Annotated in this window: 24 protein-coding genes and 1 pseudogene; 3 read left to right on the top strand and 22 right to left on the bottom strand. The window is 59.6% G+C overall.

Annotated elements, in window-relative coordinates:
- Positions 1–551 (bottom strand): annotated as a pseudogene (locus tag ABJK56_RS03215) (hypothetical protein); the annotation flags it as partial.
- 298 nt (positions 552–849) lie between these two features.
- Between ABJK56_RS03215 and ABJK56_RS03210 the strand changes: the two are divergent.
- The gene (locus tag ABJK56_RS03210) at positions 850–2,280 is read left to right on the top strand and encodes a hypothetical protein (RefSeq protein ID WP_347243224.1); all 1,431 of its coding nucleotides are present in this window, start codon (positions 850–852) and stop codon (positions 2,278–2,280) included.
- Between the two features lie 21 nt (positions 2,281–2,301).
- On the opposite strand, the gene ABJK56_RS03205 is transcribed toward ABJK56_RS03210, so the two are convergent.
- The 18 genes from ABJK56_RS03205 to ABJK56_RS03120 all read right to left on the bottom strand — a co-directional run bounded on the left by ABJK56_RS03205 (position 2,302) and on the right by ABJK56_RS03120 (position 17,752).
- Positions 2,302–3,153 (bottom strand): hypothetical protein, encoded by an 852-nt coding sequence (locus ABJK56_RS03205; protein ID WP_347243223.1) that lies wholly within the window; start codon positions 3,151–3,153, stop codon positions 2,302–2,304.
- 34 nt (positions 3,154–3,187) lie between these two features.
- On the bottom strand, positions 3,188–3,700 hold the full coding sequence (locus tag ABJK56_RS03200) for a hypothetical protein (RefSeq protein WP_347243222.1): 513 nt from the start codon (positions 3,698–3,700) through the stop codon (positions 3,188–3,190).
- Positions 3,701–3,778: 78 nt separating this feature from the next.
- A complete protein-coding gene (locus tag ABJK56_RS03195; protein WP_347243221.1) occupies positions 3,779–4,186 on the bottom strand; it encodes a DUF3168 domain-containing protein in 408 nt (135 codons plus the stop codon).
- 36 nt (positions 4,187–4,222) lie between these two features.
- A complete protein-coding gene (locus tag ABJK56_RS03190; protein ID WP_347243220.1) occupies positions 4,223–4,858 on the bottom strand; it encodes a hypothetical protein in 636 nt (211 codons plus the stop codon).
- An 11-nt stretch (positions 4,859–4,869) separates the two neighbouring features.
- Positions 4,870–5,082: a hypothetical protein gene (locus ABJK56_RS03185; protein ID WP_347243219.1), complete on the bottom strand. Its 213-nt coding sequence runs from the start codon at positions 5,080–5,082 to the stop codon at positions 4,870–4,872.
- A 44-nt stretch (positions 5,083–5,126) separates the two neighbouring features.
- Positions 5,127–5,525: a hypothetical protein gene (locus tag ABJK56_RS03180; RefSeq protein WP_347243218.1), complete on the bottom strand. Its 399-nt coding sequence runs from the start codon at positions 5,523–5,525 to the stop codon at positions 5,127–5,129.
- A gap of 21 nt (positions 5,526–5,546) precedes the next feature.
- Positions 5,547–6,374 (bottom strand): LamG domain-containing protein, encoded by an 828-nt coding sequence (locus ABJK56_RS03175; RefSeq protein ID WP_347243217.1) that lies wholly within the window; start codon positions 6,372–6,374, stop codon positions 5,547–5,549.
- Between the two features lie 66 nt (positions 6,375–6,440).
- On the bottom strand, positions 6,441–7,613 hold the full coding sequence (locus ABJK56_RS03170) for a hypothetical protein (RefSeq protein ID WP_347243216.1): 1,173 nt from the start codon (positions 7,611–7,613) through the stop codon (positions 6,441–6,443).
- A 71-nt stretch (positions 7,614–7,684) separates the two neighbouring features.
- On the bottom strand, positions 7,685–8,152 hold the full coding sequence (locus ABJK56_RS03165) for a hypothetical protein (protein ID WP_347243215.1): 468 nt from the start codon (positions 8,150–8,152) through the stop codon (positions 7,685–7,687).
- Positions 8,153–8,393: 241 nt separating this feature from the next.
- The gene (locus ABJK56_RS03160; protein ID WP_347243214.1) at positions 8,394–9,263 is read right to left on the bottom strand and encodes a hypothetical protein; all 870 of its coding nucleotides are present in this window, start codon (positions 9,261–9,263) and stop codon (positions 8,394–8,396) included.
- 101 nt (positions 9,264–9,364) lie between these two features.
- Entirely contained in the window at positions 9,365–10,726 is a 1,362-nt protein-coding gene (locus ABJK56_RS03155) for a phage portal protein (RefSeq protein ID WP_347243213.1), read from the bottom strand.
- An 85-nt stretch (positions 10,727–10,811) separates the two neighbouring features.
- Positions 10,812–12,485: a hypothetical protein gene (locus ABJK56_RS03150; RefSeq protein WP_347243212.1), complete on the bottom strand. Its 1,674-nt coding sequence runs from the start codon at positions 12,483–12,485 to the stop codon at positions 10,812–10,814.
- The gene (locus ABJK56_RS03145) at positions 12,457–12,963 is read right to left on the bottom strand and encodes a helix-turn-helix domain-containing protein (RefSeq protein ID WP_347243211.1); all 507 of its coding nucleotides are present in this window, start codon (positions 12,961–12,963) and stop codon (positions 12,457–12,459) included. Before ABJK56_RS03145 ends, ABJK56_RS03150 begins: the two co-directional genes overlap by 29 nt.
- Positions 12,964–13,047: 84 nt before the next feature.
- Entirely contained in the window at positions 13,048–14,289 is a 1,242-nt protein-coding gene (locus ABJK56_RS03140) for a GNAT family N-acetyltransferase (RefSeq protein WP_347243210.1), read from the bottom strand.
- A 69-nt stretch (positions 14,290–14,358) separates the two neighbouring features.
- Positions 14,359–14,916 carry a hypothetical protein gene (locus tag ABJK56_RS03135; protein ID WP_347243209.1) on the bottom strand — a complete coding sequence of 186 codons (558 nt, stop codon included), beginning with the start codon at positions 14,914–14,916 and terminating at the stop codon, positions 14,359–14,361.
- A 24-nt stretch (positions 14,917–14,940) separates the two neighbouring features.
- Complete coding sequence (locus tag ABJK56_RS03130; protein ID WP_347243208.1) at positions 14,941–15,222, bottom strand: hypothetical protein; 282 nt, start codon at positions 15,220–15,222, stop codon at positions 14,941–14,943.
- Between the two features lie 38 nt (positions 15,223–15,260).
- Positions 15,261–17,189 (bottom strand): trypsin-like peptidase domain-containing protein, encoded by a 1,929-nt coding sequence (locus ABJK56_RS03125; protein WP_347243207.1) that lies wholly within the window; start codon positions 17,187–17,189, stop codon positions 15,261–15,263.
- Positions 17,189–17,752: a helix-turn-helix transcriptional regulator gene (locus ABJK56_RS03120; protein WP_347243206.1), complete on the bottom strand. Its 564-nt coding sequence runs from the start codon at positions 17,750–17,752 to the stop codon at positions 17,189–17,191. Before ABJK56_RS03120 ends, ABJK56_RS03125 begins: the two co-directional genes overlap by 1 nt.
- 710 nt (positions 17,753–18,462) lie before the next feature.
- Between ABJK56_RS03120 and ABJK56_RS03115 the strand changes: the two genes are divergently transcribed.
- Positions 18,463–19,023 carry a winged helix-turn-helix domain-containing protein gene (locus ABJK56_RS03115; RefSeq protein WP_347243205.1) on the top strand — a complete coding sequence of 187 codons (561 nt, stop codon included), beginning with the start codon at positions 18,463–18,465 and terminating at the stop codon, positions 19,021–19,023.
- A gap of 244 nt (positions 19,024–19,267) precedes the next feature.
- Here the strand turns inward: ABJK56_RS03115 and aat are convergent, their stop codons facing one another.
- Positions 19,268–19,996 carry a leucyl/phenylalanyl-tRNA--protein transferase gene (aat, locus tag ABJK56_RS03110; RefSeq protein WP_347243204.1) on the bottom strand — a complete coding sequence of 243 codons (729 nt, stop codon included), beginning with the start codon at positions 19,994–19,996 and terminating at the stop codon, positions 19,268–19,270.
- A gap of 398 nt (positions 19,997–20,394) precedes the next feature.
- Between aat and ABJK56_RS03105 the strand changes: the two genes are divergently transcribed.
- Positions 20,395–21,270: a serine protease gene (locus ABJK56_RS03105; protein ID WP_347243203.1), complete on the top strand. Its 876-nt coding sequence runs from the start codon at positions 20,395–20,397 to the stop codon at positions 21,268–21,270.
- Positions 21,271–21,284: 14 nt separating this feature from the next.
- Here ABJK56_RS03105 and ABJK56_RS03100 read toward each other — a convergent pair whose 3' ends face one another.
- Complete coding sequence (locus ABJK56_RS03100; protein WP_347243202.1) at positions 21,285–22,568, bottom strand: prenyltransferase/squalene oxidase repeat-containing protein; 1,284 nt, start codon at positions 22,566–22,568, stop codon at positions 21,285–21,287.
- Positions 22,569–22,629: 61 nt separating this feature from the next.
- Positions 22,630–24,417: an HlyD family efflux transporter periplasmic adaptor subunit gene (locus ABJK56_RS03095; RefSeq protein WP_347243201.1), complete on the bottom strand. Its 1,788-nt coding sequence runs from the start codon at positions 24,415–24,417 to the stop codon at positions 22,630–22,632.
- Positions 24,418–24,638: the final 221 nt, after the last annotated feature.

The following is a 24,638-nucleotide window of genomic DNA, read 5'->3' as shown; positions in this document are numbered from 1 at the left end:
TCACTTCCCACCAACTGGACGCTTTTAATGGTGCGGCCATCCGCCAGACGGACCACGATATCCCGTGCCTGCTCCACCACATGGAGGCTTGTCACGATGTACCCTTCTTCATCCACGATGACCCCCGAGCCCACGCTCTCTTCGCGAATCTTGGGGGGCGGACTCGACCAAGAGCGTGCCGGTCCGCGGAGCGTGACCTCTCCTCGCGAGGCCTCCACTCCCACCACGCCCGGAAACACACTTTTAACCACCCAACGAAACCGTTCTTCCCATTGGGGAAGTCGGGTGAGTTCCTGCCGGGCCACCAGGGCCTCGGCTCGCAACCGACCGCGGGTTACCGCAAACGACAGTTCTTCCACCAAATAGGGAGTTGAAAACAGAAGTCCGAAAAGCACGATCAGCCAAAAGATTCCCCGCACTACTGCGCCCCAGGGAATTCCGTCATCCGGACGCAGGTGCGCCATCTCGGGCGGGGGCGACATCCGCACCTCAGCTTCCATTTCCGAAGCGACGTCAATCTGCGATGGGCTCAGGTTCTGATCAGGATTCATCCCACGTGCATCCCGGTCGCAATAAGCTTCACGCAGCCGCCGTTAAGGAGGCCTACCACATCGATGTGTTCTCAGCACAACAGCGATGCGTTTGCGGCACAGCTTCTCGGCGACGGTGCATTCACTGTGTAACCGTGATCCTCACGACCACCTGTTATTTTACCAACCGGTGCAGGCCGAAAAGATTGCGTCGCGCTTGACAACAGGGATTACCCTTGGCATATTGCCAGCGGGACGGGATCTTTACTGTGGGAAGCTGCTTGTGCCTTCGGGAACCGAAAGAACGGGAGGGACTGCCATGATCCGCGGATTAGACCGACGAGGCTTTCTGGAATTGACCGTTTTAGGGGCCACATCACTCGGGTTAGGACGCTGGGGCTGGGCCTGGCAGGCGTCCCCGTCCAAGCTCATCAGTCCAGGCTGTCGGCGTTCCAAGGTCAAGGTTGCCCGGTTGTATCTGGCGGGAAGCGGCCTCTGGCCTCATCCAAAGCTGGACGTTCAGGCCGAGCGGCAAAGCTACGAGCAGGCCTTCCAAGAGTTGGCCGACCAGCTCGCTGACGTCGATTTCTTCATCAACGAACTCATCACCGACCCGCGACAAATCACGGCGCTTGCTGATCAGCTTGCCCAGGCTGACGGCATCCTGGCGATCCATCTCAAAATGGGCGTGGGTGGGATGCTGGCGGAGATCCTCAAGACCGGCCGGCCCACAATGTTCTTCGCCGTGCCCTACTCGGGGCATGAATGGGCGGGATTCGGGACGATGCTCCGGCAGGAGCCACCGCCACTCTTCGACGCCATCCTCAGCGAGGACAAGCGGGATCTGGCTGCCGCTGTGCGGCCTATTCGGGCATTGCACCATCTTCGGGAAGCGAAGATTATCAATGTAACGCTGCGCCAGCCCGGTGAATTCAATGAGGCCGTCAAAGAGAAGTTCGGCACCGAAATCAAGCACATTGGCCTGGAACCTGTGGTGGCAGCTTATGAGAAAGTGAGCGACCAGGAGGCCGAAGCGGAAGCACAGCGTTGGATCGAGGGCGCCAAACAGATTGTTGAACCGACCCGCGAAGAAATCATTCGCGCCTGCAAGCTCGCGCTGGCTTTTGAACGACTGCTTGATGAAGAGGATGCCACGGTCCTGACGGTGGATTGCTACGGGACAATGTGGGATCGCACCATCAAGCTGCCAGCGTATCCCTGTTTGGGCTTTTCGCGGCTTAACAGCATCGGCCTGGGAGGCATTTGCGAAAGCGACCTCCGCTGTGCTATGACGCACATCATTTTCCAGGGGCTGGCCGGCAAACCCGGCTTCATCAGCGACCCCACCGTCGATCAGTCGACCAACACCATCATCCTGGCCCACTGCATGGGAACGGTAAAAATGGAGGGTCCCAACACGCCCACTATGCCTTACAAGATTCGCTGTGTGATGGAACGTCAGGAAGGCGTCGTACCGCAGGTCTTCATGCCGGTGGGTCAGCGGGCGACTCAGGCCCTATTTGTCGATCCCAACACGCTTCTTTATTTCACTGGCGAGATTGTGGCGGCACCAGACATTGAACGTGGCTGCCGCACAAAGATCACTGTCAAGGTCGATGGGGATGTAGAAAAACTCTGGCGGAACTGGACGGCGGGGCTCCACCGCTCCACATGCCTGGGGGATATCACCAAAGACCTCGAGCGCTTTGCTCGCCTGGCCCGCATGAAGCTCATCAACGAGTTGGCATAAAAGGCGGAGAATCCAGGGAAATCAGACGAACTCGGGCTGAAAGAGACGAGAAAAATCCCCGCTTTGATAAAGAGGGCCGGTATCGTCCTGGACGAGCACGAACCCCGGCGGCTGAGCGCGGTGCAAATAGTTCCAGCCAAACACTTCCCCGCCGTGCTTGACGGCGAGCTCACGGAAGTGATAGCGAAGTTCCCAGCAGAACGGCGAGGCCCCTTCGTCGAAGCTTCCCCGGAAAAGCTTGTCGGCATCCGCACCCAAAAAGAGGAGCGTTCCCGCAGGCGCTCCGAGAAAGGTGTCATTGTTCACCATCCCCTGGAGATCGCGGATCGCCTGCCATGGCGGTCCCACCACCTGACGCCAAATGAGCCAGTGATCAGTGTAGGGAACCACGTGAGAAAGCGGCAGCTCGGCGGGGAGCGGTGTTTGAGGATCGTCTTCCGCGACAAACCCGCTGGCCAACAGCGGGCGCTCCAGGAATCCATGCTCCATTCGATAGCTGAGCTGGGTTTCATTCGGGGCCAGCGGCCCATCGGAACGGTCCTGCGGCGGCACACTGCGGTATTCGACCACAGCCCGGGCAAACGATCCGTCGTAACTGGCCAGGTCCTTCAACAAGTCCGTGCCCGCCATTTCGTTGCAGAGGAGGCTTTCTGGGTCGACCGGCGAAAAAGCGATCGAGACGGCGAACACGCCTTCCCGGCCGGGATACCGAACCCACGGTTGCCCACCGTGAACGGCGGCATCGCCGAGAATTTCCGCAGCGAAGGCGTGCCGCTGTTCCCACGGAACGAGAAAAATCCGGCGAGCCGTAAATCCCTCGAGGGTGTAGCGTTCCTCGGGTGAGCCCGCCAGTTCGCGAAAAATCACCGCCATAAACTAATCCCTCGTGTTTTCCAAAGATGCTTGATCAGCCGGCCTTCACTCCGACGAGAATGAGATCGTAGGTCACGCTTCCTGATTCCGCAGCCAACTTGAGGTTTTTGGCCGATGCGCTCACCGACCAACCCGCATTCGGGTGCGCCACCAGCAGTACCCCACCGGGAACAACGCGGAGCGTATGACTAGCAGAGGAAAAAGGTCCCGGCCAGGGGTTGGTACTGGCCCCGCCGATGATGAGATTGCCGGCGCTTTCCTTCCGGCTGATCACATAGAGGGCCTTCACGTTTGCAAAGGCTTGATTCACCGATGCGTTGAAGAGGGTTCGAGAAAGGGCCGTCAGATCCCATTCGTTGCTGGCCCCGCTCGCGAGGGTCTTGGCGAGGACGTACCACACGGCATTGGCCTGACCTTCGTCGGTGCCCTCCTGGAGGGAAAGCCGCCATAGCCACTGATTGCTGTCGATGACCGCCGAACGGTCCTGCTCGTCGCGCCAGGTCCAACCCACTTTCGACTCCAAAGAACTACGAAGAATCGTTGTCATCTATTGGCTCCTCTTTCGTTGTTTCACTGATCACCACGGCGGTACAAGCTCCGAGAGTCCTGGCTGCCCGTCGGATTGTCACGTCGTCAGCACAGGTCGGAGGGTGAGGGCGTCAAACTCTACGGTTCCCCGCCAGACACTGGGTTCCTGGTCTTCAACGGCCATCCGGCGGTAGGAGATGCGGACGATCCGGCCGCCGTCTCCCAGGTCCAGGGACGTCCCGTGATAAACACGCCGCACGGCGTCCATTGACTTTCGCAAGTGGTCGAAGCTCTCCACCCAGAGCGTCACCTGGATATGGACGCGGTCCGCCCATTCCGATTTCGCGGTCAGCCAGGCGCGCTCTTCTGCCAGGCAGCGGATGCAGGCACCGGGGAGCCGCGGGGGAGATTGACAGCCCGTCCAAACATTTTGCGGCGGAATGAGGCCGGCCAGCGTGGCGTCTTCAGACCACTGCGTGTAGAGGGCATGTTCCAGCCGGAGCATGGGCGAGGTTTCTCCTGTGCAAGCGATTCTGCAACCTCACGAAACGTCTGGCGTGACTGGGTGAACGAACAGCACGGCGGGATGTCCCGGCAATCCGGGCCGCTCCACCCGATCTACCCTGTACAAAACCCCAGCAGAGGTTTTAAGGCGAAGCGTCCGTGAGGGGAGCTCCGCCGCCACGAGGACGCGGTAGGTTGGCGTGCCACCTTCTACATTCGGCGTTTGGCTGCGGGAAGAATGGAACTGAATGGGAACGTTGGTGAGCCAGGGACGCCAATGGGTTACCGGTTCGCCGTCGAGTCCCTGAGTGGTTTCGGCGACTTCGATATCTGCCGATTGAGCTGCTGCAAAGGACGCTGCCCAGTCGCGTGTCCAGAGGATGAGTCGCCCGGTCGCCGTTGCCGAGGCAACGAGCACCGTCCACCGCCTTCCTGCTGCGTCGTACAGGACATCGCCCGGCCGAGCGGAACCAGGCAGACTTCCTTCGGGGATATGCCACACGGCGTCCGCAGCCGCCCAGCCGGTTTGGCGGTCCATGCGTGTTGGCGACACCGGACGAAAGATGGCCCCTGCGATGGTCACACCGGGTGGGCGCCCCCTGCGACAGTAGGTGACCGTTTGACAGCCGTCCGCGAAATCCTCGGGTAAATCCCAGGGGAAAAGGTCATTCACAGTTGGGCTCCTCATGTCGTACCGCAGGACCGCCTTTCGCAGGGCGTTTCCCGGGCGAGTTGTGCGTTACACCACTCCACCACGGCCGTCAGGCGCCCCAGGTACTCCGACCACGACACCCGCTGGCCATCCAGCTCGTAACTGGGTTTGGGCTGAGCGGTAACCTGCTGGATGATGGCAAGGGTTTGCGAGCGGATGAGTTTCAACACATCTTCATCGGGCATCACATCAACTCCTCAGATTCAGGATCGACCTTGGGGCGTCCACATCAGATAGCGCGCAGGCGAAATCGCACAACGATTTCCTGCCCGGTTTGGGGCGTCAAACGATACTCGACGCGGTAGGTGCGCTGAGCTTCGGGAAAGGCCGGAGCATGCGTCACATCGAGGATGTGGCGAAAGTTGTAGCCGGTCTCGTCCACGCTCCATAGCGCATCTTTCTGAACTGTCGCAAGAATGATGGTGGAAGGAGTGAGGGCCACTTCCCAATGGCCGGGAATCGGGCTCAGCAGTGTGGGATCCTCATCATCGACGAGGGCAACCGAGTATCTCGCCGCGGTGATCTGAGAGGGTGTGATGGGATTGCCGTCGGCACCGAGGACGCGGGCCAGCAGGGTGGCCGAGGCCTTTTGAAACACAATCCCGTAAATCTCAGCGGCGTCGGGCATGATCGTCTCCTTGGCACCAGGTCATAGATTGCGAACCACTCCGGCGGCCACGTGGCCTACCGAACAACCTTTCACGGCCCCCGGGCAAAAGACGGTTCCCCTCTCGGCGGTGGCTGTCCAGACATGCCCGGTCACTGCGGGAAAACGTGGTGCCGGGCGGACTATCGGGGGCTGTGGCGGGGGCTCCGGCTGCGGATAGACGATGTTGGGATGATCGGTCCAGCCCGGGTTGTTGAAAGCTGTCAGGTCGTAGAGTCCGGCCAGGTGATCGCGGTCGTCGTTCCCGAAGGGTCCTCCGAGCGGCCAGTAGGCGACGAGGTCGGCGGGTCTGACAAGCAGGGGCGAATTTCCCGATGCCAGTTGCGCGATTTCCCTAGCGTTCAAAGCGACCTTCCACACGGCGGCTTCGGCAGTATAACCGGCGAAGTACGCCATCCAGCTCCCCTGACGTTCCCATGCCCCAATGAGAATCCGATCCACGGTCGGTACGGCCAGGCCGGTTCCCTCGACGCTGCCTGCCACTCCATCGAGATAGACCATCCGGGAGCTGGCCCCCGTGAACACCCCAGCCAGATGACACCAGCGGTTGAGAGCGAATGTGGTGCTGCTGCGGGCAATGGCGAATGTGTTCTGGTAGGCAGTAACAGCCGCCGCTTTCATCCCGTCGGGTCCGCGAAGCTGAAGGAACCATCCCGTGCTGTTGTCTGCGGAGCGTGCCAGACACAGCACATCCTCGTATAGGTTGCTTCGCTGGGGATACACCCACAGCGCCAGAGTCAGCGGATACGTGATGCTGAGGGCTTCTGCACGGCGGAGAAACTGGGTGCTTCCATTAAAGGTCCGTGCCATGACCGGCCTCCCGGGGATCGGATTTCATCCCAAATTCGGAATCAACCAGAGAGTGTCAGGATCGGCTTATGCCGTGCAGCGGACGACATAACGGGGATCGAGGACGGCGGGCGTTCCGCGCTCGCTGGCCTTGAAGCGAACGACAATATCCTGTGTGAACTCGGCCTCACTTCCGGGAGCCGACTGCGTCACCGTGAGCGGCCAGTTTTCCATGTAGGCAAATGCCCGGGCAAAGTCGCCCACAAACCACCATGTCTCGGCTTCGGTCGGGCTGACTCCCGAGGCTACAATCCGCTGATAGAGAAGCTGGCTGTCGAACACCCGGTAGTCCGCCAGTGGATTGGGGGAAGTCGTCGCGGTCGGGGAGCCATCTGCCGAAAAGGTGATCGTCGTGGCGTGGAAGATTCGCCGGGCGGTGTGCCGCAGCGCAGTGGGAACAAGCACGGTATTGGGGCGGATCAGGATGGGCTCGCTGGTGACGGGGTCCTTCATCTGGGCAAAGAGTTTTTCGGCCTTATCCACGCTGACCCAGTCCTGGAGAGGATTTTGCCCCAGGGCGTTGATCCAAGGCCCATTGTCAGTGGCGGCGTAATACGTGTTGTAGCTAACGCCGTTGTGCTTGTAGGTGTTCACTGCTCCCAGCACCACATCGAGAATGCGGCTTTCTTTACGACGACCCAGCGTTTGACCCACTTCCGCTGCCTGGCGGAGCACGAGGTGGGTGCGGTCGAAAAAGATCGCCTCACGGGTGATGGGGACGATCAGGCCGTGTTTGGTAGTGGCCGGGGTTTCCACATAGCTCTCCCCAAAGCCCACCTGGGGGTAGGGCATGCCGGGGTGGACCTCTGTCAGCGTATCTGGAAGGCTCCCCATGGCGGGAAGCTTTTCACTGTCGAATCGTGTGGGAATGGTCTGCACCAGGCGGGAAGCGACAAAGGCCTCGTGCTGATACGCCTGGAGAATCTTCGAATACACCACCTGTCCGGTCACGTTGAGAAAGGCTGTGACGTCCACTGCGTCTTCGGCCTCCAGCAGGGCCACCGGGCCGGTTTGCCGCGGATCAAGCGATTTCACCCAGTGATGGCCGTCCGGTATCAGCGCTTCCGCAAGATCGCGGAGACTGAAATCTTCCGGGTGGAGGTGCCCCTGCGCCAGGGCTTCACCAAGGTGAGCCACGGTCTTCTGGGGACCATCCAAATCATAACGACGGCGCAATTCACGGTAGGAAATCGTGGGCATAGTCTTCTCCTTCGAAGAAACGGGTCTTCTTTTAGAGGACAAAGCAAACAATCCCAGAGTGCGTCGGACGTTCAGGTGGTCGTGCCTTTGACACCGCCTGCCATGATTGTGGAGCAGACCGCCACCCAAACTGTGCCGCTGGCGGCGCGGACCACGCGCCCCACGGCGTTGTCGGCCGCGGTCACCTTGACGAGCCGCTGGTTTTCCAGGGCCGTACCGGCATCGTTTTCGTCCACGCCCACCCAGTCGCCCAGTTGCAGCGAGGCTTCCGGGGTGGGAAATTCGAAGACGCCGGCCGTGGCTACGCGAATCGGGCTGGTGCTTCCTGCAGGGCTCCGCTGCATGGCAACGCCCAGGAACTTGGAGGCAAAAAGTTGCTGATTGGCGGCCTCGCTGCCCTGGTCCGGTTGAAGCGAGGCCGGTTTGGCGTCGTCGCCATCCCAGTACACAAGATCCCCAATTTCGATCACGGTGGTGCTGTCCACCGGTGCAACGACCGGCTGGGTGTCGCCGTAACGCCAACGCATGACGTCAGACATGGAAAACCTCCTTACACTGAGAAACGAAGCATGGGGGCAGCTTCGACATCATGCCGCCCCGTGGATCACCATTGCACGATAAAAATTTGCGAGTCTTTCCGGGGCCAAATAGGCAGGAACCATGGTTCTTCCACGCAATCATCCGACCAGTTACGTCGCAAGTCGGTTTGGAATTTTTCAAAGGTTGTCGCCGGTCGGTTGTGCCACTTGCTGGTACTGAGCTTTCTGTGGTTACGACGTGCTAAAAGGGTTTGCTTCTGAGAGCGCGGGCAAATTCCTCGGCAGTGAATTCGACGTAATTGAGGAGTCCATCCCGGGAGCGGGGTTGAAAGGCCTGCTCTGCGCTTTTTTGCCGGGCCAAGTCCACAAGCTGGTTGAGATCCTCCATCAAGCGCGAGCGTCGCAACTCGTCGCGCTCCTCGAGCAGTGTTTGCCAGAGGGCATTCCCGATAGGAATCCGTCCCGGCTGTGAGTCCCCGGGTGGTTTTAAGAGCGAATTCGTCAAACGGCGGCGGAGAGCAAGTTCCCGGCGGAGACGTTGGATTTCTTCTGCCAACTTGGCCGACGTCTCCCGATCAGGCAGGGTGCCATTCTCGACCGCCGAGCTGTCGGCGGATGCCGACCGCGATTCGAAGAGTCCCTGGGTCGAGGCGGGATCGGCGACCACGTCGACACTCAGCACCCGGAGAATTTCGTTCACCACGGTGAGCTCGCCTTGTCGGCTGACGCGGGCCAGCACATTGTGGGACAGGCCAACGTTCTGCGGGGCGTGCTGGGCGTCCCAAACGAGTCGCTCTGCCACATCATGTTTGGGATTGAAATGCAGATCGGCGAACAGCCCCTCACCCGCACGGTAGTGCACGTGTCGCAACAATCCCAGTCGGTCACGGTAATCCCGGGGTGCCGCCGCTTCCCCTTGGGGATGGTTGACGTTCACTTTGGCCCCTTCGTAAAGCGGTACGGCCGTGCGAAGGGCCTCTTCGGTGTACCGGCGGCCGTTGCGGGACTCGAGTCCCAATACTTTCACGCCTCGGATGACCCCCGCTGTGACGTCCACCTGCACAGTGTGATCACCCCAGCCAAGATACTCGCGGAGATTCATTTCACTCATTACTGCACCTCGATACTTTTTCATTTGTCCTGCGTTTGATTCAGCATCTCGAATATGTTTCGGCGTGCTTGTCCCGAAACCCTGGTTGGATTCGTGGGAGTTCACATTTCCTCACCGGACGGCGGTTGTGCCTGCGGATCGGGCACCGGTAGTCCGTGGCGGAGGGCAAGTTGCTCCCGGGTAAGGGCACCGCAACGGAAGAGAATCGCGTCAGCCTGGGCCTCGCGAAGTCGATCACGCACACACAAAGAGGGCGGAATCGCCTCGATGGCCACCTCATCAAGAACGCTTTTGGGCAGGCGTCCGTGGTCGGCAGCGGTCCGCAGTGCGCGTTCCAGGACTTCTCGGTCGGCCTCGATCATCTCCTGCTGAAGCCGCTGGAACATTTTGACGGCCGGTCCCTCGGCCACCAGGGTGGAAGCGTAATTCGCATTGGAGGCGTCGCTCGTGAGCATGAACTCCGGCATGACGAGGCGGCTGGCGATCGCCCGAAGCTCCGCCTGAAGGAGGGTCACATAGCGGGCGGCATCGATCGCAGCGACAGGGAATTCGTACTCGATGCCGGCTGTCGCGTCGAGAATCGTTCCCGGCGCAAAATGTTCTACGGAAGACGGACCACCGGAAGAACCCGGCGCTGCTGACTGGCTTTCCCGATCAGCGAGAAACCGTTCTACACTCGTTCGTCCTCCGGCATGTTTCCGGATGAGCGCCACGGCCGACTGGAGACCGGCCACCACACTCATGTTCCGGAGGAGTTTTTCCGCGCGGCGAAGATTTTTCCGCACAGGATAGAAAAGGGGCAGTCCGCGTTTGATGTGGCTATCCACATTGGCCCGACGATGTTGAATTTCCGACGCTTCCACGAAGCTGTCATCTATCCAGTAGCCACGAACTGTTTCCACATCCTGGGGATCGGTGACAATTCCAAAGCTGTGTTCGGGTCTGGTGGCGTAGCGGGAGGGGGTGCGAATCTGTTCGGGATCGACAAAGCGCACCCGCAAAAGACCGTCTTCACCGGCGAAGTACCGGAGAAAGACTTCACCGTCCCGATCCAGCCGGAGCATGATTTCCTGCTGGCGGCGGTGCCAGCGGTTTTCGCGGAGGAACTCGTCAATAACGGTCTGAGCGGCGTGGAGGAGAGTTTCATGTGTGTTCTGCGAAGCGCCGCTCACCACCCGATAGCGATGACCTGTTCCCACCACATAACTGATGCGGTTTTCCTGGGCGTTGATGGCAAATTCATTTTCCACGAGGAGACGCCGGCATTCGCTCCGGATCTGGTCGAGCTGGCTTTCGTTGGAAAATGGGACACGCGGGGATGCAGCTCCTTTCGGTCCCAGCGGCCACCAATGCGTACCGTCCAGGTCCTCATCGTATTCTGCCGAGCTCCAACCTTCCAGAAAGTGGTGGACGGCACGCCAGAGAGCGCGCTCGGGAATCTTCAAGCGTTCGCGAACAGACATCGATGTGGCCTCCCGAATCTGATCACAGTGCCAATAACGGGAATGCTCAATAGTGCGCCAATGCGTTTTTTCCCAGCTTGTTGAGTCACTTTACCGCCATCCGGGAGATGCTGTGTTTTTCCGCAGGGGCTCGCAGGAGTTCACCGGCCAGGCGGATGGCCATCTCCAGGGCGTCGGGCCCGTCATCGTGACTGGCCGTGGGAAACATCCGAAGCTGCTCCACCAGCAGTCGCGTGCCGGCCGAGTTCCGCCGGAAGCGAAGCATCCGTCGCGCCAGGAACGGCCCTAACCGTCGGATCCGTACCACTTTGCTGGCGTGGTTATGGATCATCCAGGGTGAACACCCTACAAGCCCCTGGCGGCGGAACTCCGCTTCCAGCGGTTCGGCGAGCAACTCCTGAAACTGATTGGCCTCCACGCCCAGCGCATCCACCGGGAATCGTCGGCACCAGGCCACGGTATCCGCAACGAGCTGCGGGACGGGACGTCGGGCGAGATCGGCTTCCACGAACATCCGGCCCGCTGTATCGATCATGAGCACCACCACCGCCGAGAAATCTCCCCGCCTGGAATCTTTCCCTTGACTGGGATCAACAGCCAGGACACACAGGCGGTGTTGTTCGGGCCAGGTGTCGAACCAGATGTCCTCGTCGAAGTAATCTTCCGGCCATTCGCAGGATTCTGGGGAAACGGGGTGATTCTGTTTTTCCCGGGCGAAGGCCGCCGCTCCCATTTCCGCCCGTTGGCACATGAGCTGGTAGAGGTTTTCCCGCTGCGGCCAGAGGACAACCGCGCCCTCATCCATTTCCGCCCGGTGGCGTTCGTAGAACTGTCGTGCGCGTTCTGCGGCGTGCGGATCACGGAGGTCGCTGTAGAGGCTTTCCCATTGGGTCCAGAGGTCCATGCGTGTGGGAAACCGCTGGATGGCGCGGAACAGCAGGGTTTTCCAGCCGGGTGTTTGGCTGAGCTGGAGGCCCAGGGCATCCCAGTGGAGCGCTGTGGCCAGATGCACGACATTCGTTTGGGGACTGCCCGCGGCCAGCAGTGTCCCATGGAACCAGGTACGAGAATGCTCCCGCTGACGGGGTGAAACGATGTGACCGTCGTTTTGAAGGTCGTCGGCGAGGATGAGCGTGGGCCGATGGGAACGGTGGCGGCGGCCCCGCATCCGCTGGCCGGTGCCGAAGGCTTCCAGTGTGGCGCCCGATGACAGCGTGATTCTTTCCGCCCGCCAGACGCGGCCGGGATCGGTCAATCGGCCGTAGTACGATTTGAGCAGTTCGTTTGACTCCAGCTCTCTTTTGATGTTTTCGAGGTGCGCCCGGGCCTGATGTCGGCTGTCGGAAACTAACCAGATATAGGGCTCGTGTCCTTCCAGGAGACACCACAGGGGATACGCCAGCGAGGCCAGCGTGGATTTGGCGGAACCACGTGGGGCCAGCACGTTCAACCGCAGACCGCGATCGCGAACCGCCCGTTCCAGGTAACGTGCCACGACTTCGTGCATCCGGGACGGGGGCAAAGCGAAGTGGTGGGGGAGGAAGAAGCGGGCCCACTCCAGAAGTCTCCTGGAAGTTCCGCTCATCCGCAGACGCATTCTGGCACGGGAGTGTTCCTGCGCCAGTGATTGCCGCAACCACCGAAAGGCCTGAGACATCCACGGCAGGTCATGAAAAATATCCGGCGCCCCGGCATTGCTTTCAGGGTCGATCGTACTGGGGGGGCCCATATCAGTGTTCCGATGATTCGCCTGGATCATGGGTTTCTCCTTCCTGGTGCCACTGGGCCCCGAGTCGATCGAGACGCTTGAGGATCCGTTTGCGGTGGCTGGCGATGGGAACTTCTTCCACGATGATGCGGGCGAATTCGGAGATTAGGGCGCGAATCTGCTCCAGCGTCACCGCGTGAGGGGAACGTGGGCCGTAGTCCTCGGGATTGAGCCGCTCCAAAGCCCAGGCCGCGGCACGCCAGTACTGTTCTTTTCGGGCGGCGGCTGCAATGTTTTTCATGAACAGGATCTGGGCTTTGGTTTCGGCCTTGCGAAGGGCCTCGGCAAACTCGACATCGCGCTCTGCCGTGCGACGGATGGTGGAGGGGGAGCACCCCACATACCGGGCCGCCGTACGACGACTGCACCCCACGCTGAGGATGGCGAGGATTTCACGCTTCCGGAATTCGTCCAGACCGCGACGGGAAGTCGGTTCTGGCATGGAAGTGCTGGTTTGCGGACTGGGCATCGGTGCTGGCCTTGTGGGCATTCATCAGGGAGTTTTGTTCGATCTGATTCGTGTCAGGAACAAACGACCGGGGTGGCATCCACATCAATTCAGTTGGCAGGCTGCCGGTCCAGCGGTGGCCATCTCTTTATTCAGTCGCTTTCTCGAAACCACCGATGTTTTTCCGGGAGGGCCTGAGGGTCGCCGGTATTCGAAGGAAACCACCGCGCGACCCTGCGAGCCGCGATATTGCGGGAGATTTCTTCCCCCACCCCGGGAACCATATTTGCGGATGGCCACCAGACGCCAGTGCGGGCTCCGCTGGCAATGACGGATGATGGCGGGGTGAGAAGTCGTGATCCCGATACGTTGGCCCCGGCCGCGATACACTCGGGCCATTGTGTCCAGCACCGCCGAGCCAATGCCCATGCCCTGGTACTCAGGCAGCACCACGAGGCGGCTGATTCGGGAGTAACCGCGATTTCCCACTTGCGAGGCGACCGCACAAAATGCGACGGCCTCGCCCTGCCACAAAGCGAGGTAACATTCGGCAGCGGCGGGCAGCGAACCGCTCAGATAGTGATGACGGCGATAGGCCCGCCACGCCTCGCGCCGGCAGGGAACGATCGCCAGCGTGATGGGAGGTGGTGGAAGACACCTCCTTGCGAACTGGCGCGTCGCCATGTCGATCACCCAATCCGGAGCCAGCCACTCGATGATGTCATAATGACATGTCACGGCGACGAAGCGGCAGGCCAGCTCACCGCGCTGCATCCGGCGGTGAATTCCTGTGGCGATGGCCCGGGCGACGTGCCGGTCCACCACACTGGTGAATTCATCGCAGACGACAAGGGGAAGCTGTTTGTCGGCGTCAGGCGGAAGGAGCCCGTGCCATCGCTGGATCTCGGTTTCAGCGGAGGGGCAGACGTGAGCTTGGGCAAGGGCCCGCGCAAGGTCGCAACGAGCTTTTTCCCCGTTGCTAAGCAGGCGGTAGGGCCGTAACCAGGCCGGCGGTGAGGCAAATCCCACCGTGGTGAACAGGCCCACAATTTGCTTAATGGAAAGATCGGGGAAGGCATCGATGACGGGACGATCAGTGGGCCAGGAGAAACGGGAGAGGACCCGATCGCCAAACAACCACCGTGCGAGTGTGGATTTGCCGCTTCCCGACGGCCCCACGATGACACCCAGCCGCCAGTCCTCTTTCTGCGGGGGAATGGTCAGGGTGATCGTTTCCCGAGTCACCTTCTGAAGGTCGAGGTCGAACATGCCAGCAACCTGGGCCACACGGAAACTGTTGGCTACCGGAGTTTCCAGGGTCAGCTCGATCACGAACGGTTCAGACATGGGTGTGGTCTTTTTATCACGTGACTACAGCCAGAAGTGACAGTTGTTCTCAGCCTCTGTGGTAGTGTGCTACAACGTGAGCAAACGGCAGTTGTATCCTTCGGCAGAGAGTCGTTCGAACACTTCGCGCTGCTGGTCTTCGTCCTTGCATTCCACGACGACCTGAAAGCTTTCCGGAAGCGACTGCGGCAGGCTGGAGGAATTGGGCGATTCCTCGTCGCTGTGGGGGAGAGAAATCATTTCATGGAGTAAATCGCGGAGGACGGGACTTTGAAGGTCCAGTTCACTGGCAAGTTCGGCAAGTGCTTCGGTGTCGGCTTCTGCCAAATTAGCCAGGGGATCCAGCAAGGCGAGCAACTTGGCCGCTTCCTCGTCGTTGAGGTCCAGAATAAGCACGGGAACAGTTGCGTCGGGTGTGGTCTCGGCGCGGAGATGGCCGTCGATCAGCTCGAGGGTGCCATCCGGCAATTCCCGGGCAAGGAGGGCGTCGGCGTACCCGATCTCCGCCAGGATCCCACGCAGGGCTGCACGCTGTTTGTCGGGATGGATGCGCCAGTTGCGCGGGTTGGGGCGAAGATCTCCCGCCCGCACACGCCGTAATTCTTTGATCCGATCACGAATGTGCATGGTCGCCTTCTTCTGCACAGTGGGTTAGGAAACGGGAAAATCACCTGGAATTTCGGGGATCTCTCCCAGTTGCTCTTCCAGCGTCCGCAGGCGAGCTTGCCAGCGGGCGGAATCCAGCTTGCGCTGGTGTTCGAGTTCGCACAGGGCATCCAGCCGCTCGGTCAGTGCGGTCATGCGTTTTTCCAGATCCTGGAGTTTGCTGATAACTACCGCGATCCGCCCGTGGACCATGAGCATCCAGGGTAAAAGCACTGCCACGCCGGTTGTCACGAGAGCCGTGGCAAATCCCCAATCAATCGGTGACATTTTGCGAGCTCCTCCACCTGCGGCTTCTTGAAAATGTCTCAGTTCGAGGGCAATGAGTTCTGATCTGATTTTGCGTTTGTGGCAGTCGATTTTTCGGAGGAAAGGGCTTCTGCCACGCGCTGGCGCAGCCGCCGCTCGAGGATTCGCAAACCAAGCCGGGCCGCAAAAGCCAGCGCAATGGACGGTGGACCGGTCCATCCCAGGGCCGTCAGAACGGCGGGAAGGATTGTGTCCAGCCAGCCGGGGCCTTTTTCCGCGAGGAGATCGGCGGCCGTCTGGCGGATCACTGCGCGAATGTTTTCCGCGCCGACGACCTGCTCGGCGTGTTCGACACGTTGCCGCAACTCGCTCACCAGTGAGGTTCGCTCCTCGAGCTGCCGGAGACGCTCGCTCAGGGATTCGTCACCGGCGAGACGGGCTTCCAGTCGCTGACGAAGATCTTCCAGTCGCGCGTGCAATTGTGCGAGCGGCGAATCTGTCGGGCTCTGACTGCCGGCGATCGACTTCTCTGGTGGCCCGGATGGGGATGGCGCTGCCTCTTGCGGAGGAATCGGCACAAGAGGGTTTTCCGGCGAGCGGGGAATCGGCCGCTGGTCGCCAAAGATCCCGGCCAGAAACTGGCGGATCCTTCCGCAGTAGGTGCCCACGGTGCGGTAGCCGTCTGTTCCCCAGAGGATGGCCACCACGCGGCCTGCGTTATCGAGGATCGGGCCGCCAGAGTCGCCATCGCGGGCGGCCGCACGGATCTGGAGCGTCTCCACTCCGGAACTGCCGGCTGTTTGCACGTAGCCGAGGACAGTCCCCTGGGCCACGCGGAGTGATCCGTGGGGGCCAAAACCTGCCAGTGCAACGACGTCCCCCGGTCGCGGAACCGTTTCGGCAATGGCCGCCGTGGGGTTCGGTGGCGATGCGATGCCGACAACCGCGAGATCATCTGGGGCGCTTCGCGCCACCAGGCGGGCTTCGTAGGTGGAGAATCCCGAAGAACCGGGTAACCACACCGTCAATCGGCCAACTCCCTCACGGAAGAGATGATCACAGGTCAGGAGCCAACCCCACCGCTCATCTTTGTGGATGAGCACGCCTGAGCCGTAAACGGCTATCCCTGTGGCGAGTTTGTTTTCAATTCGGGCCAAAGAATTCGTTGGTAAGGAGCCATTCGGTAGATTCGCAAAGGTGCCGGCACCAATACCCTGTGAAATATCCGTGCCGGACTGATATGGTGTGACAGGGCAAAACCCCTGGGGACATCCCTGGGCGATCGCCGCCCGTTGCCTTCCACCCGGACAGATCGCAATGACCAGCAGTGCTCCAAGCAGAACCCCCATCCAGGAACGAATTCCTCTAGAGCGTCTGGTTGGGGTGTTTCGGGGTGGACAACCAGCGGGTTCATCGTCAGGGACGAGCGTGGCGCGATAGCGGTAAAACGGACTTCGCGCAAGGTCCGCCGGTTCCGTCGCTTCGTCCGCCAACTGGGGAACCGGGTCCACGCCACCACCGATTCGTGTGGCCGTCACACACGCCTGGCTGCAAAACGGCCGGGACAACGTCCACGCCTCATCGTGGAGCTTCGGCCGACAGATTAGTCGAAGGAGCGGAATATGATACTGCGCCACGCGGAGAATCCCGCCGTAACCGTATCGCTCTCCCGCATATCGGAGCATGAATTGGACGGTTTGCTGGCGGTCGAACTCGGGCCAGCGGTTGTCGGGGTCGGCTTGATACACGTCGATCTGACCGGGATAACGATTCACCTGACTGGCCAGCGTGACGACTCTGCCACCACAGAGGGCGCGGACTTCCAGGCAGCAGAGCGTTTCGCCCCACCATCCGGCAAGGGCCGCATGGGAGTGCTCTCCCCGACCGACAGCCGCGATCAGGCCTCGTCGGCGGAAGAGGAGCAAATCGCCGTCGCGGATCCATTCCTGGGCCTGGTTGAGGGGTACATGAACACGGATGGTGTGCATCAGGCGGCCCTCCGCAGTTTGGTTGGCACAATGAGAGACTCAACCCAATCGTTACCTTCAGAGGTCGTTTCGAAGGGGGAATCGAGACTGGCGAGGTCAGCTTGGGTGGGAGATTCCAGATCGCTGAAGGGATCGTCGTCGAAGCAGGTGTCGGGGCAATTGCCATCAGGTGACCAGGCGGGGTCGGCATCGGGTTCCCCTCGCGCGAGCGCCGCCGCACGGACTTCCAGATAGCGAGCATGTTCCGAGCCGCGGAGTTCCACGCGTGGCGGTCCGTCCTCGGTGGCGAGGAGCGGCCGAATTCGCCCTGCTTTTTTGAGTCGCCGTACTTCGCAGGCACGACAGGGCGTTTCCACCATCGCGCCACATTCCGGACAGCGCGCGAGGATCGGGATGGCGTCATCACCACCGTGCCGGGCGCGGTGGCGATCAAACCATTCGCCCGAGGCGATCGCCTTCACAGTGGTGCGGCTAATGCCGGTGAGCCTGGCGACCTGCCGCTGGCTCAGCTTCTGATCAACCAGGAGAGAACGGACTTTTGCAGCAAGTGCGGGCGAGATCACGATAGCCTCCGTTGGGGTACAGGCCCCTTCCCCTCCAGCGAATTCGATATAGTGTTCATTTGTACACTTCGATGACGCCAAAACGAGGCAGGCGATCAGTGCTGGGAAATTCAAACGCTCTCAGAGAACCCATTCAGACTGGCGACGAAAGCGCTCGCACGAGATCGACCTGCCCACGCGTGACGTCGGTGGTTTGTTCAACACGTGGGCCAGTATAGCACATTAAGTGGACTAATTGCAAGCATATTCAAGGGATCATTCTGGAAAAAGATGTATACTTGATGCGCGCCTGACGCATGGCAAGAGTGATGTCAGGCACGAGCGGGGCGGAACGGAGAGAGGTTTGAAGGCATTCGCGGCACGTCGCTGCGGCGGACTACCGGTTCCCCCTGGTAGGCGCACTAAACTGCGGCAGAGTGGATGTGTACAACACAAATGCACGAAGACTAATGGTATTGGATACGAACCAGGAAAACCCCGCATCGGATTGCCAGGTGCGAAGCTCGATTTGGAGTTGTGAAATTCGGGAAAGTCTTTTCCAACTGACGGAAACCGAAATGGGAGGTTGCTTACGTCACAAAGACTACGCCCCAATCTTTGTTTGAGTTTGTTAGTTACCCGGCGTCTACGCCGTAATTACAATGTGAGGATCGTTGTGATGCACGTCCACGTATACGAACTTGCCCAGTGAAAAAGCGAAGGAATGAATCATGGACACGAATGAAGTGGGGGTCGCATTTGAGATCTTGCTGGAAGAAATCGAGCAGGTCATCGACATCGCAGAAAAGGAAAGCAAAGAATTGCTCAAACGTGACACGTATGACGACGCGCGGGCGCTCATTGAGTGGCAAATTCGGGTTACTGACTTTCGTGGGAAGGTCCGACAACTTCAAGCAGAATGGAACCGACTCGCGAGGTCCGAACAGCCCAGAAGAGAAACTGAGCGGAGACAATCTCGTCGACTACCGAAGGGCCTACGTACACCTGAGGATGCCTTTCGCAGACCCATTTTGGAGGCCCTTGTGGAATTGAAAGGGCGTGCCCCCATGCAGGATGTCTTGCAGCGCGTGCAGGAGAAAATGAAGGGTATTTTGAACGAGTACGATTACGAGTCGTTGCCTTCGGATTCGAAGACTGTGCGGTGGCGGAATACCGCGCAGTGGTGCCGCAACACCCTCGTCACAGAAGGTTTAATGCGAGCTGATTCAGCGAGAGGAATTTGGGAAATTTCGGACAAGGGACGTGCCGCCCTTGATCGCGGAGAGGTTTAAATCCATTTGGCGAACAGCCGTTCCCTTTCTTTGCAAACCGCATTCGGGTAGCCGGTGCGACGTTGTTCCTTCTCCGCCCGGGAGGTGTGTCATTTTGAACGATCGTTTCACTTTAAAGGATACGTATTTTCTGAAGCGTCGCAAAAACCTATCGCGCTGACGGACGATGCCCCAATGGGCCAGTCAAATGCCGCGCTTCTTCGAGGCATTCAGGTCGTCAAAGCTACTCACCGGGCAAGTTTGCCTATTGAGCGCCGGGCTTTTCTAGAGCGAGGACGTCGGTGGCGGTTGCCGCCAGGGTTGCACCAAATGTCACGTTTGCCCGGAGGGCCAAAGCCAGACGATGAAGGTATTGGCGTCGGCGAATCGTGCGTGCCCCCAGCGATTGCGTGACCGGCGTGAGCATTTGGATGTCCACAAGCGGATAGCCCCGGGTTTTGAGGTGGGCGAGCAGATACAGCAGCGCCACCTTGGAAGCGTTGCTAATGCGATAGAACATGGATTCTGCCGCGAACAGACCACGCAGCGCCACGCCGTACACACCACCGGCCAGTTCGCCCTCTTTCCAGGCTTCGACACTGTGGGCATAGCCAAGCTCGTGGAGACGGATGTAGGCTTCGATCATTGCCGGTGTGATCCAGGTGGCGCCGGACCGACCATTCGCCGTGGCACAGGCGCGGATCACGGCGGGGAAATCGCGGTCTACAGTGATCTGGAAATCCCCGCGCTTGATGATCGGTCGCAGGCGATGGGGGATGTGGATGTGTTCCCATTCGAAGATCGCCCGAGTCCCCGGCGAGGCCCAAACGATGGGCGAGTTTTCATCGATCGGCCAGGGAAAAATACCGTGAGCGTAGGCGTCGAGGAGTACTTCCGGATGGAGAGTCCCCCCAACGGCCACCACGCCATATCGATTGGCCGATTCTGCCGGCGGAAAGAATCGTGAAGGACGGAAAGGCGACAGATCGTCCATGGCTGCATGGGCTGGAGTACTTTTTGTCTATTCTAATTCGTGCTTGTCGGCGGCACAGATCGTTACTGCCAGAAGACTTTCAGGCGATTGATCATTCACTTGCAGTCGCCTGTTTGGCCCTTAAGCGGTCGATGGCTGCCGCTGAGCTCCGGCGTGAATGGGGAAAACTTGCAACACGCGAACGAGTCTGGCAACAACAGAAAGAAAGGAGTCGGACTGCGGAGCTGGTTAGAAGATCTGCGGCGCTCTTCCGGGAACGCCCGATGGGTGTTCGTCGGACCGGCACTCTCTCGCGACCGATTGCCGCAGGAATGCCCCATGGGATATTTCCCAGGCAGTCACGGTAACTGGCCGGTGTTTGATTTTATTTATTGACGATGGGGAAAGGAGACGCATCCGTGAGGAAGCATCGTTGCGTGGCGATTGGGCTCTGGATGATTTGCCAGGTGTGGTGGGGGATCGGGATCACGAAACAACTTCGGGCGGAAGGGGCTTCGGAAGCCCCCGGGTTTCTCACCCAGGTGACTTGGGCCACCGTGAAGATCACCAATCCGGGTTCAACAGCCTCGGGATTTCTCGTGGAGCTGCCGACCGGGCAATGGATGCTGGTGTCTGCAGCACATGTGTTCTCAACCATGAAGGGGGAAGAATGCACAATCATTTTGCACCGCCGGGGAGAAGACGGCCGAATTGCGACATACCCGCAAACCGTTGCTATACGTCGGGAAAACAAGGACCTTTGGAAGAAACACCCCACGGCTGACGTGGCGGCTCTCAAGATCGATGTTCAACACGATGCCAACCTGGGGGTTCTGCCCTACGACTGTCTGGCAACAGAAGAGGTTCTGAAAAAACTACCGCTGGAACCGGGACTTATCGTGCGGGCACTGGGATTTCCCCATGCCAACATTTTCAAAGGCAATCCGGAAGAGTTCGGCATTGCACGATTGGGCTGCATCGCCAGTTATCCTTTGTTTCCGACCAAGGAGAATCCTCACTTCCTAGTGGACATGAATACGTTTGAAGGGGATAGCGGCGGACCTGTTTTCGCACTAGCGGGAAGAAACGGTGAGTCCCGCGATGCTGGGGGACTGAGCAGCGGGTACGTCATTGGACTGGTCAGCGGCCAGCACTTTGTGGACGAGGAATTCAAGCTCATCTATCAAAGCGGCAAGTTCCGTCACCGCATGGGCCTGGCGATCATCGTGCCGTCGGTCTTCATTCGGGAAACGATCGACCGGCTTATGGCGTTAACGGGAAATTCTGGCCCGTGAGTCTCCGCGACAGCTCAGCGCAGTACCGGCTGTGACTGGGCGACAGCTTTTTCTTCAGGCGGTTTAGCTGGTTTTGACGGTGCGCTACCCCGGCAGGATGCAAGTGAAAGCAGCGCGAACGCCGTGCCGTATTGCTGGTGGTAGTCATAGAACGGGAAATCCCACCAGGAGCCATCTTTTTCCTGGAGAGGAAGAAGAATGGCTGCCATCCGCCCGTAGAAGTCCGGTCGCTCCGATTCGGGAAGTTGCCCAATGCACAGCGAGGCGTAATAGTGGCCGTAGTAGAAGAAGTATCCCGCGATGGCGAAAAACGATTCATGAGGGATGGGGCGTTTTCGGCCGAGATCGAGCCAGCCGTCCCGGGCGAAAAAGCGATCTAACCAGGTGCGGAGAACATCATCGGTGACGGTTTTGTCGCCCCACAAGCGCATGGCGAGATTGCAGGCCTGGGCGCGCCCGAGGCTTCCTGCCGGCATGTTGACCGGATGAAGGGGGCGCATTTTGAGGTATTCCCCGTAGCAGTAGCTGTAATCCGGCTTTCGCTGGCGGAGGATTGAGGCTTTGGCACGGTCGATGAGCTTTTCTGGAACCTTGAGCCCAACCTGCTGGGCTTCGTGGAAGGCCACCAAGACTGTGGCCGTCACAAAGCTGATTGTGGATCCGCCAGGCTTTTGGGTACCGTACTCGAAATCGTAGTAGGCCCAGCCGCCGTTGACGCATTCATAGCGGATCAGCCGATCGAGCTGGGATTCCATGATTTCGCGGAGGACCGCTTGTTTGGCGGGATCGCCCTCGTGACGACGGATCAAGCGTGTCAGTGCTTGAAGAGAGTAGGCATGGGCCCACGTGTTGTAAATGGCGTCGGGAGTGGCTCGGCGAACTCTTGGCAGATTCGCAATGAGCCACCCTTCACCGCGGTCGATCGCCTCCTGAACTTCGGAGCGGGAATCCTGGACGTCAATGAGGGCGGCCACACACAGCGAGGTCACGGCTGCGCGAAAGGCCTGATGTGCCCCGGGCACGGGAGCGTAGATGTTGAGGCCTTTAGTGTTGTGGGCCGATCCCCAGGATCCGTCCCGGTTCTGGCGAAGGAGCAGAAAATCCACTCCCCGGCGAATCGCCCGATCGACCTCTTCGCGAGTCGGCGGCACGATGGGCGGCGGCTTGGGGCCCTCAGTAGCTAGCGCAGGCGGCTTGGGCGGGGTCTGTGGCGTTTCCGCAAAGACCGATTGGTGGCCATAAACCAGCAGAACTCCACCCACCCATACGGCCAGAAGCACAAACAATCGCCACCACATCGTTGAAGCCCTCAAAGTTGCTCTTCTTTCAATCCTGGATTGGATCGCCCTGCTCGATCTGTCAATTCGAGCTTGCCGGTTGGTCGAGCAGGATTTCTTCGCCCTCCTTGAGTCCGCTGAGGATTTCGATCTTGTCGCCCACTTGCTCGCCCACTTTGACGGGTCGCTTTTCGTGGGTATCTCCTTTGACGACATACACGTACCGCTGCTCAGGATCGAGGTCTTCTGCAAACACGGCTTTTGCGGGAACGACCAGCGCATCTTCCCGCACGTAGACAAAGAAGCGGACCTTTCCTCCCATGGCCGGGGCAAGGCCAAGTGGCTTCTTGGGGAGGTCCAGCTCGGCCAGCACTTCAAACTGGTTGGGCGCGATCGGGATGCGATCGACTTTTGTTACGGCAGCCGGGATCGCCAGGTCGGGAAGGGCTGTCGGTTTGAAGGTTCCGTCCCGGCCGGGCTCCATCCACCGCAGATCCTCTTCACCCACTTTGAAGCGAACAGTCGCCGGCGGAAGATGCACCACTGTCATGATCACGTCACCTTTGGAGACCGATCCACCCGGCCGAAGTTTGCTCTGAAGGACGCTTGCCCCCGACCATTCTCCCCGAGTGAACTGACCAAAGTAGACAACACCATCGCAGGGGGACTTGATTTCAAAGAGGGTCCGGTCCGCCCGAAGTTTTGCCAGGCGGTCTTGCGCCCTTTCAAGGTCGGTCCGCAGTTGTTCGACGCTCATTCGCTGTTGAATGAGGAGCGACGGGAGATTGATGCGGGAACGCTCAGCTATAAACGAGGCCAGCTCGAGATCTCGGCGAGCGTCTTCATCACGCCGGGCGAGGTCCATCGCATGGAACCGTTCGTAACGATCCTTCTCAAGTTGGTAATAGAACTCCGCGCGTTCCACGGCCTGGCGCTGCCGTTTGAGGATGAATTCCTCAGTTTCTTCCACGAGATCATCAGCCTTGTACATTTTTTCCAATTGACGGAGTTCCTCCCTGGCCGATTCGAGCGACCACTCGGCGGCCTTGAGATTCATTTCGTAGTTGCGAATCAGCAGGTCGCGTTCCTTGGAGAAGTAGCGATCGGTGTCCTCTTTGGTAATCTTGAGATTGCGTTCCACAGTGGCCAGATCAAAGGGAACGGTTTTTTCCATGAGGGCGAGGAGGCGCTCGGCGTCCTTGAGGGACTGCTCCGTGGAACGAACCGTTCGCTCCTGGTCAGCGATGGCGCGATCGATGTCCTCCGTGTCAAATCGCACGAGCGTATCGCCTTGACGGACTTCCTGTCCGTGGTCCACAACTTCTTTGACCTGGAAGCTCGTCCAGGTTTTGGCCTCCAAACAGATTTCCACGGGATCGCGGGGTTGCAACGTGGCGGTATATGTTTTCTCAATCTTGATCAATTCGCGTTTCGCTCTGTATCGGTCAGGGCGGGACGGGGCCGCGGCCTGAGCTGCAGGAGCCGGAGCGGGTTTTGCCTCTTGTGCTGGCTTGGCCTGAGGCTGCGCAGGCTGGGCTTGTTCGCCCGCCTTGCCCTGGCCGGATTCTCCCTCGGCTTTGGCGGCTTCGTCGGACGCAGCGTGGTTTGCGTGAGCCGGGGCATGAGATTCTGCCTTGGGGGCGGGTTTGTGTTCATCGGCCTCGTGCTTTTTCTCTTTGTGTTCTTGTTCTTCCTTTTGATCGTTCGGTTCTTCGAAGACAATTTGCGATGCTGGGGTAACGGCGTAACGCTCGTGGTCTTCAACCGTACTGCCCGAGGCACGCAAGGCAAAAAGCATCGCAACACTGATGGCCCACATTCCTCCGAGCAGTCTGACGATAACGCGCGCTTGACTTGAGGTGTGACACATTGCAGGGAAACCTCCACTTAGGACGAACCAGCTTTCAAACGGCTGAAACTGAAATTGTGGCCACGTGGGAAGGAAGAAGACTCCCTGTCCGAACTGGCACGAGAGTAATTCGCACGTATTTTGCAAAGATTCACCTGGAGAAACATAGAATACCGGTTCGGTTGATGCCAGCGATTTCAAACCGGCGGCCACTCTAAGGTTCAAAAACGTGCCGCAATGAT

This window comes from Thermogutta sp., from assembly GCF_039793925.1.
Lineage (GTDB): Bacteria > Planctomycetota > Planctomycetia > Pirellulales > Thermoguttaceae > Thermogutta.
The sequence above is the reverse complement of the archived record's forward strand: the minus strand, read 5'-3'. Positions and strand labels throughout refer to the sequence as shown.

Bases quoted from the DNA above. Each gene is read 5' to 3' on its own strand.
- ABJK56_RS03210 (WP_347243224.1), top strand. From the start codon at position 850: ATGATCCGCGGATTAGACCGACGAGGCTTTCTGGAATTGACCGTTTTA.
- ABJK56_RS03205 (WP_347243223.1), bottom strand. From the start codon at position 3,153: ATGGCGGTGATTTTTCGCGAACTGGCGGGCTCACCCGAGGAACGCTAC.
- ABJK56_RS03200 (WP_347243222.1), bottom strand. From the start codon at position 3,700: ATGACAACGATTCTTCGTAGTTCTTTGGAGTCGAAAGTGGGTTGGACC.
- ABJK56_RS03195 (WP_347243221.1), bottom strand. From the start codon at position 4,186: ATGCTCCGGCTGGAACATGCCCTCTACACGCAGTGGTCTGAAGACGCC.
- ABJK56_RS03185 (WP_347243219.1), bottom strand. From the start codon at position 5,082: ATGCCCGATGAAGATGTGTTGAAACTCATCCGCTCGCAAACCCTTGCC.
- ABJK56_RS03180 (WP_347243218.1), bottom strand. From the start codon at position 5,525: ATGCCCGACGCCGCTGAGATTTACGGGATTGTGTTTCAAAAGGCCTCG.
- ABJK56_RS03175 (WP_347243217.1), bottom strand. From the start codon at position 6,374: ATGGCACGGACCTTTAATGGAAGCACCCAGTTTCTCCGCCGTGCAGAA.
- ABJK56_RS03170 (WP_347243216.1), bottom strand. From the start codon at position 7,613: ATGCCCACGATTTCCTACCGTGAATTGCGCCGTCGTTATGATTTGGAT.
- ABJK56_RS03165 (WP_347243215.1), bottom strand. From the start codon at position 8,152: ATGTCTGACGTCATGCGTTGGCGTTACGGCGACACCCAGCCGGTCGTT.
- ABJK56_RS03160 (WP_347243214.1), bottom strand. From the start codon at position 9,263: ATGAGTGAAATGAATCTCCGCGAGTATCTTGGCTGGGGTGATCACACT.
- ABJK56_RS03155 (WP_347243213.1), bottom strand. From the start codon at position 10,726: ATGTCTGTTCGCGAACGCTTGAAGATTCCCGAGCGCGCTCTCTGGCGT.
- ABJK56_RS03150 (WP_347243212.1), bottom strand. From the start codon at position 12,485: ATGATCCAGGCGAATCATCGGAACACTGATATGGGCCCCCCCAGTACG.
- ABJK56_RS03145 (WP_347243211.1), bottom strand. From the start codon at position 12,963: ATGCCCAGTCCGCAAACCAGCACTTCCATGCCAGAACCGACTTCCCGT.
- ABJK56_RS03140 (WP_347243210.1), bottom strand. From the start codon at position 14,289: ATGTCTGAACCGTTCGTGATCGAGCTGACCCTGGAAACTCCGGTAGCC.
- ABJK56_RS03135 (WP_347243209.1), bottom strand. From the start codon at position 14,916: ATGCACATTCGTGATCGGATCAAAGAATTACGGCGTGTGCGGGCGGGA.
- ABJK56_RS03130 (WP_347243208.1), bottom strand. From the start codon at position 15,222: ATGTCACCGATTGATTGGGGATTTGCCACGGCTCTCGTGACAACCGGC.
- ABJK56_RS03125 (WP_347243207.1), bottom strand. From the start codon at position 17,189: ATGCACACCATCCGTGTTCATGTACCCCTCAACCAGGCCCAGGAATGG.
- ABJK56_RS03115 (WP_347243205.1), top strand. From the start codon at position 18,463: ATGGACACGAATGAAGTGGGGGTCGCATTTGAGATCTTGCTGGAAGAA.
- aat (WP_347243204.1), bottom strand. From the start codon at position 19,996: ATGGACGATCTGTCGCCTTTCCGTCCTTCACGATTCTTTCCGCCGGCA.
- ABJK56_RS03100 (WP_347243202.1), bottom strand. From the start codon at position 22,568: ATGTGGTGGCGATTGTTTGTGCTTCTGGCCGTATGGGTGGGTGGAGTT.
- ABJK56_RS03095 (WP_347243201.1), bottom strand. From the start codon at position 24,417: ATGTGTCACACCTCAAGTCAAGCGCGCGTTATCGTCAGACTGCTCGGA.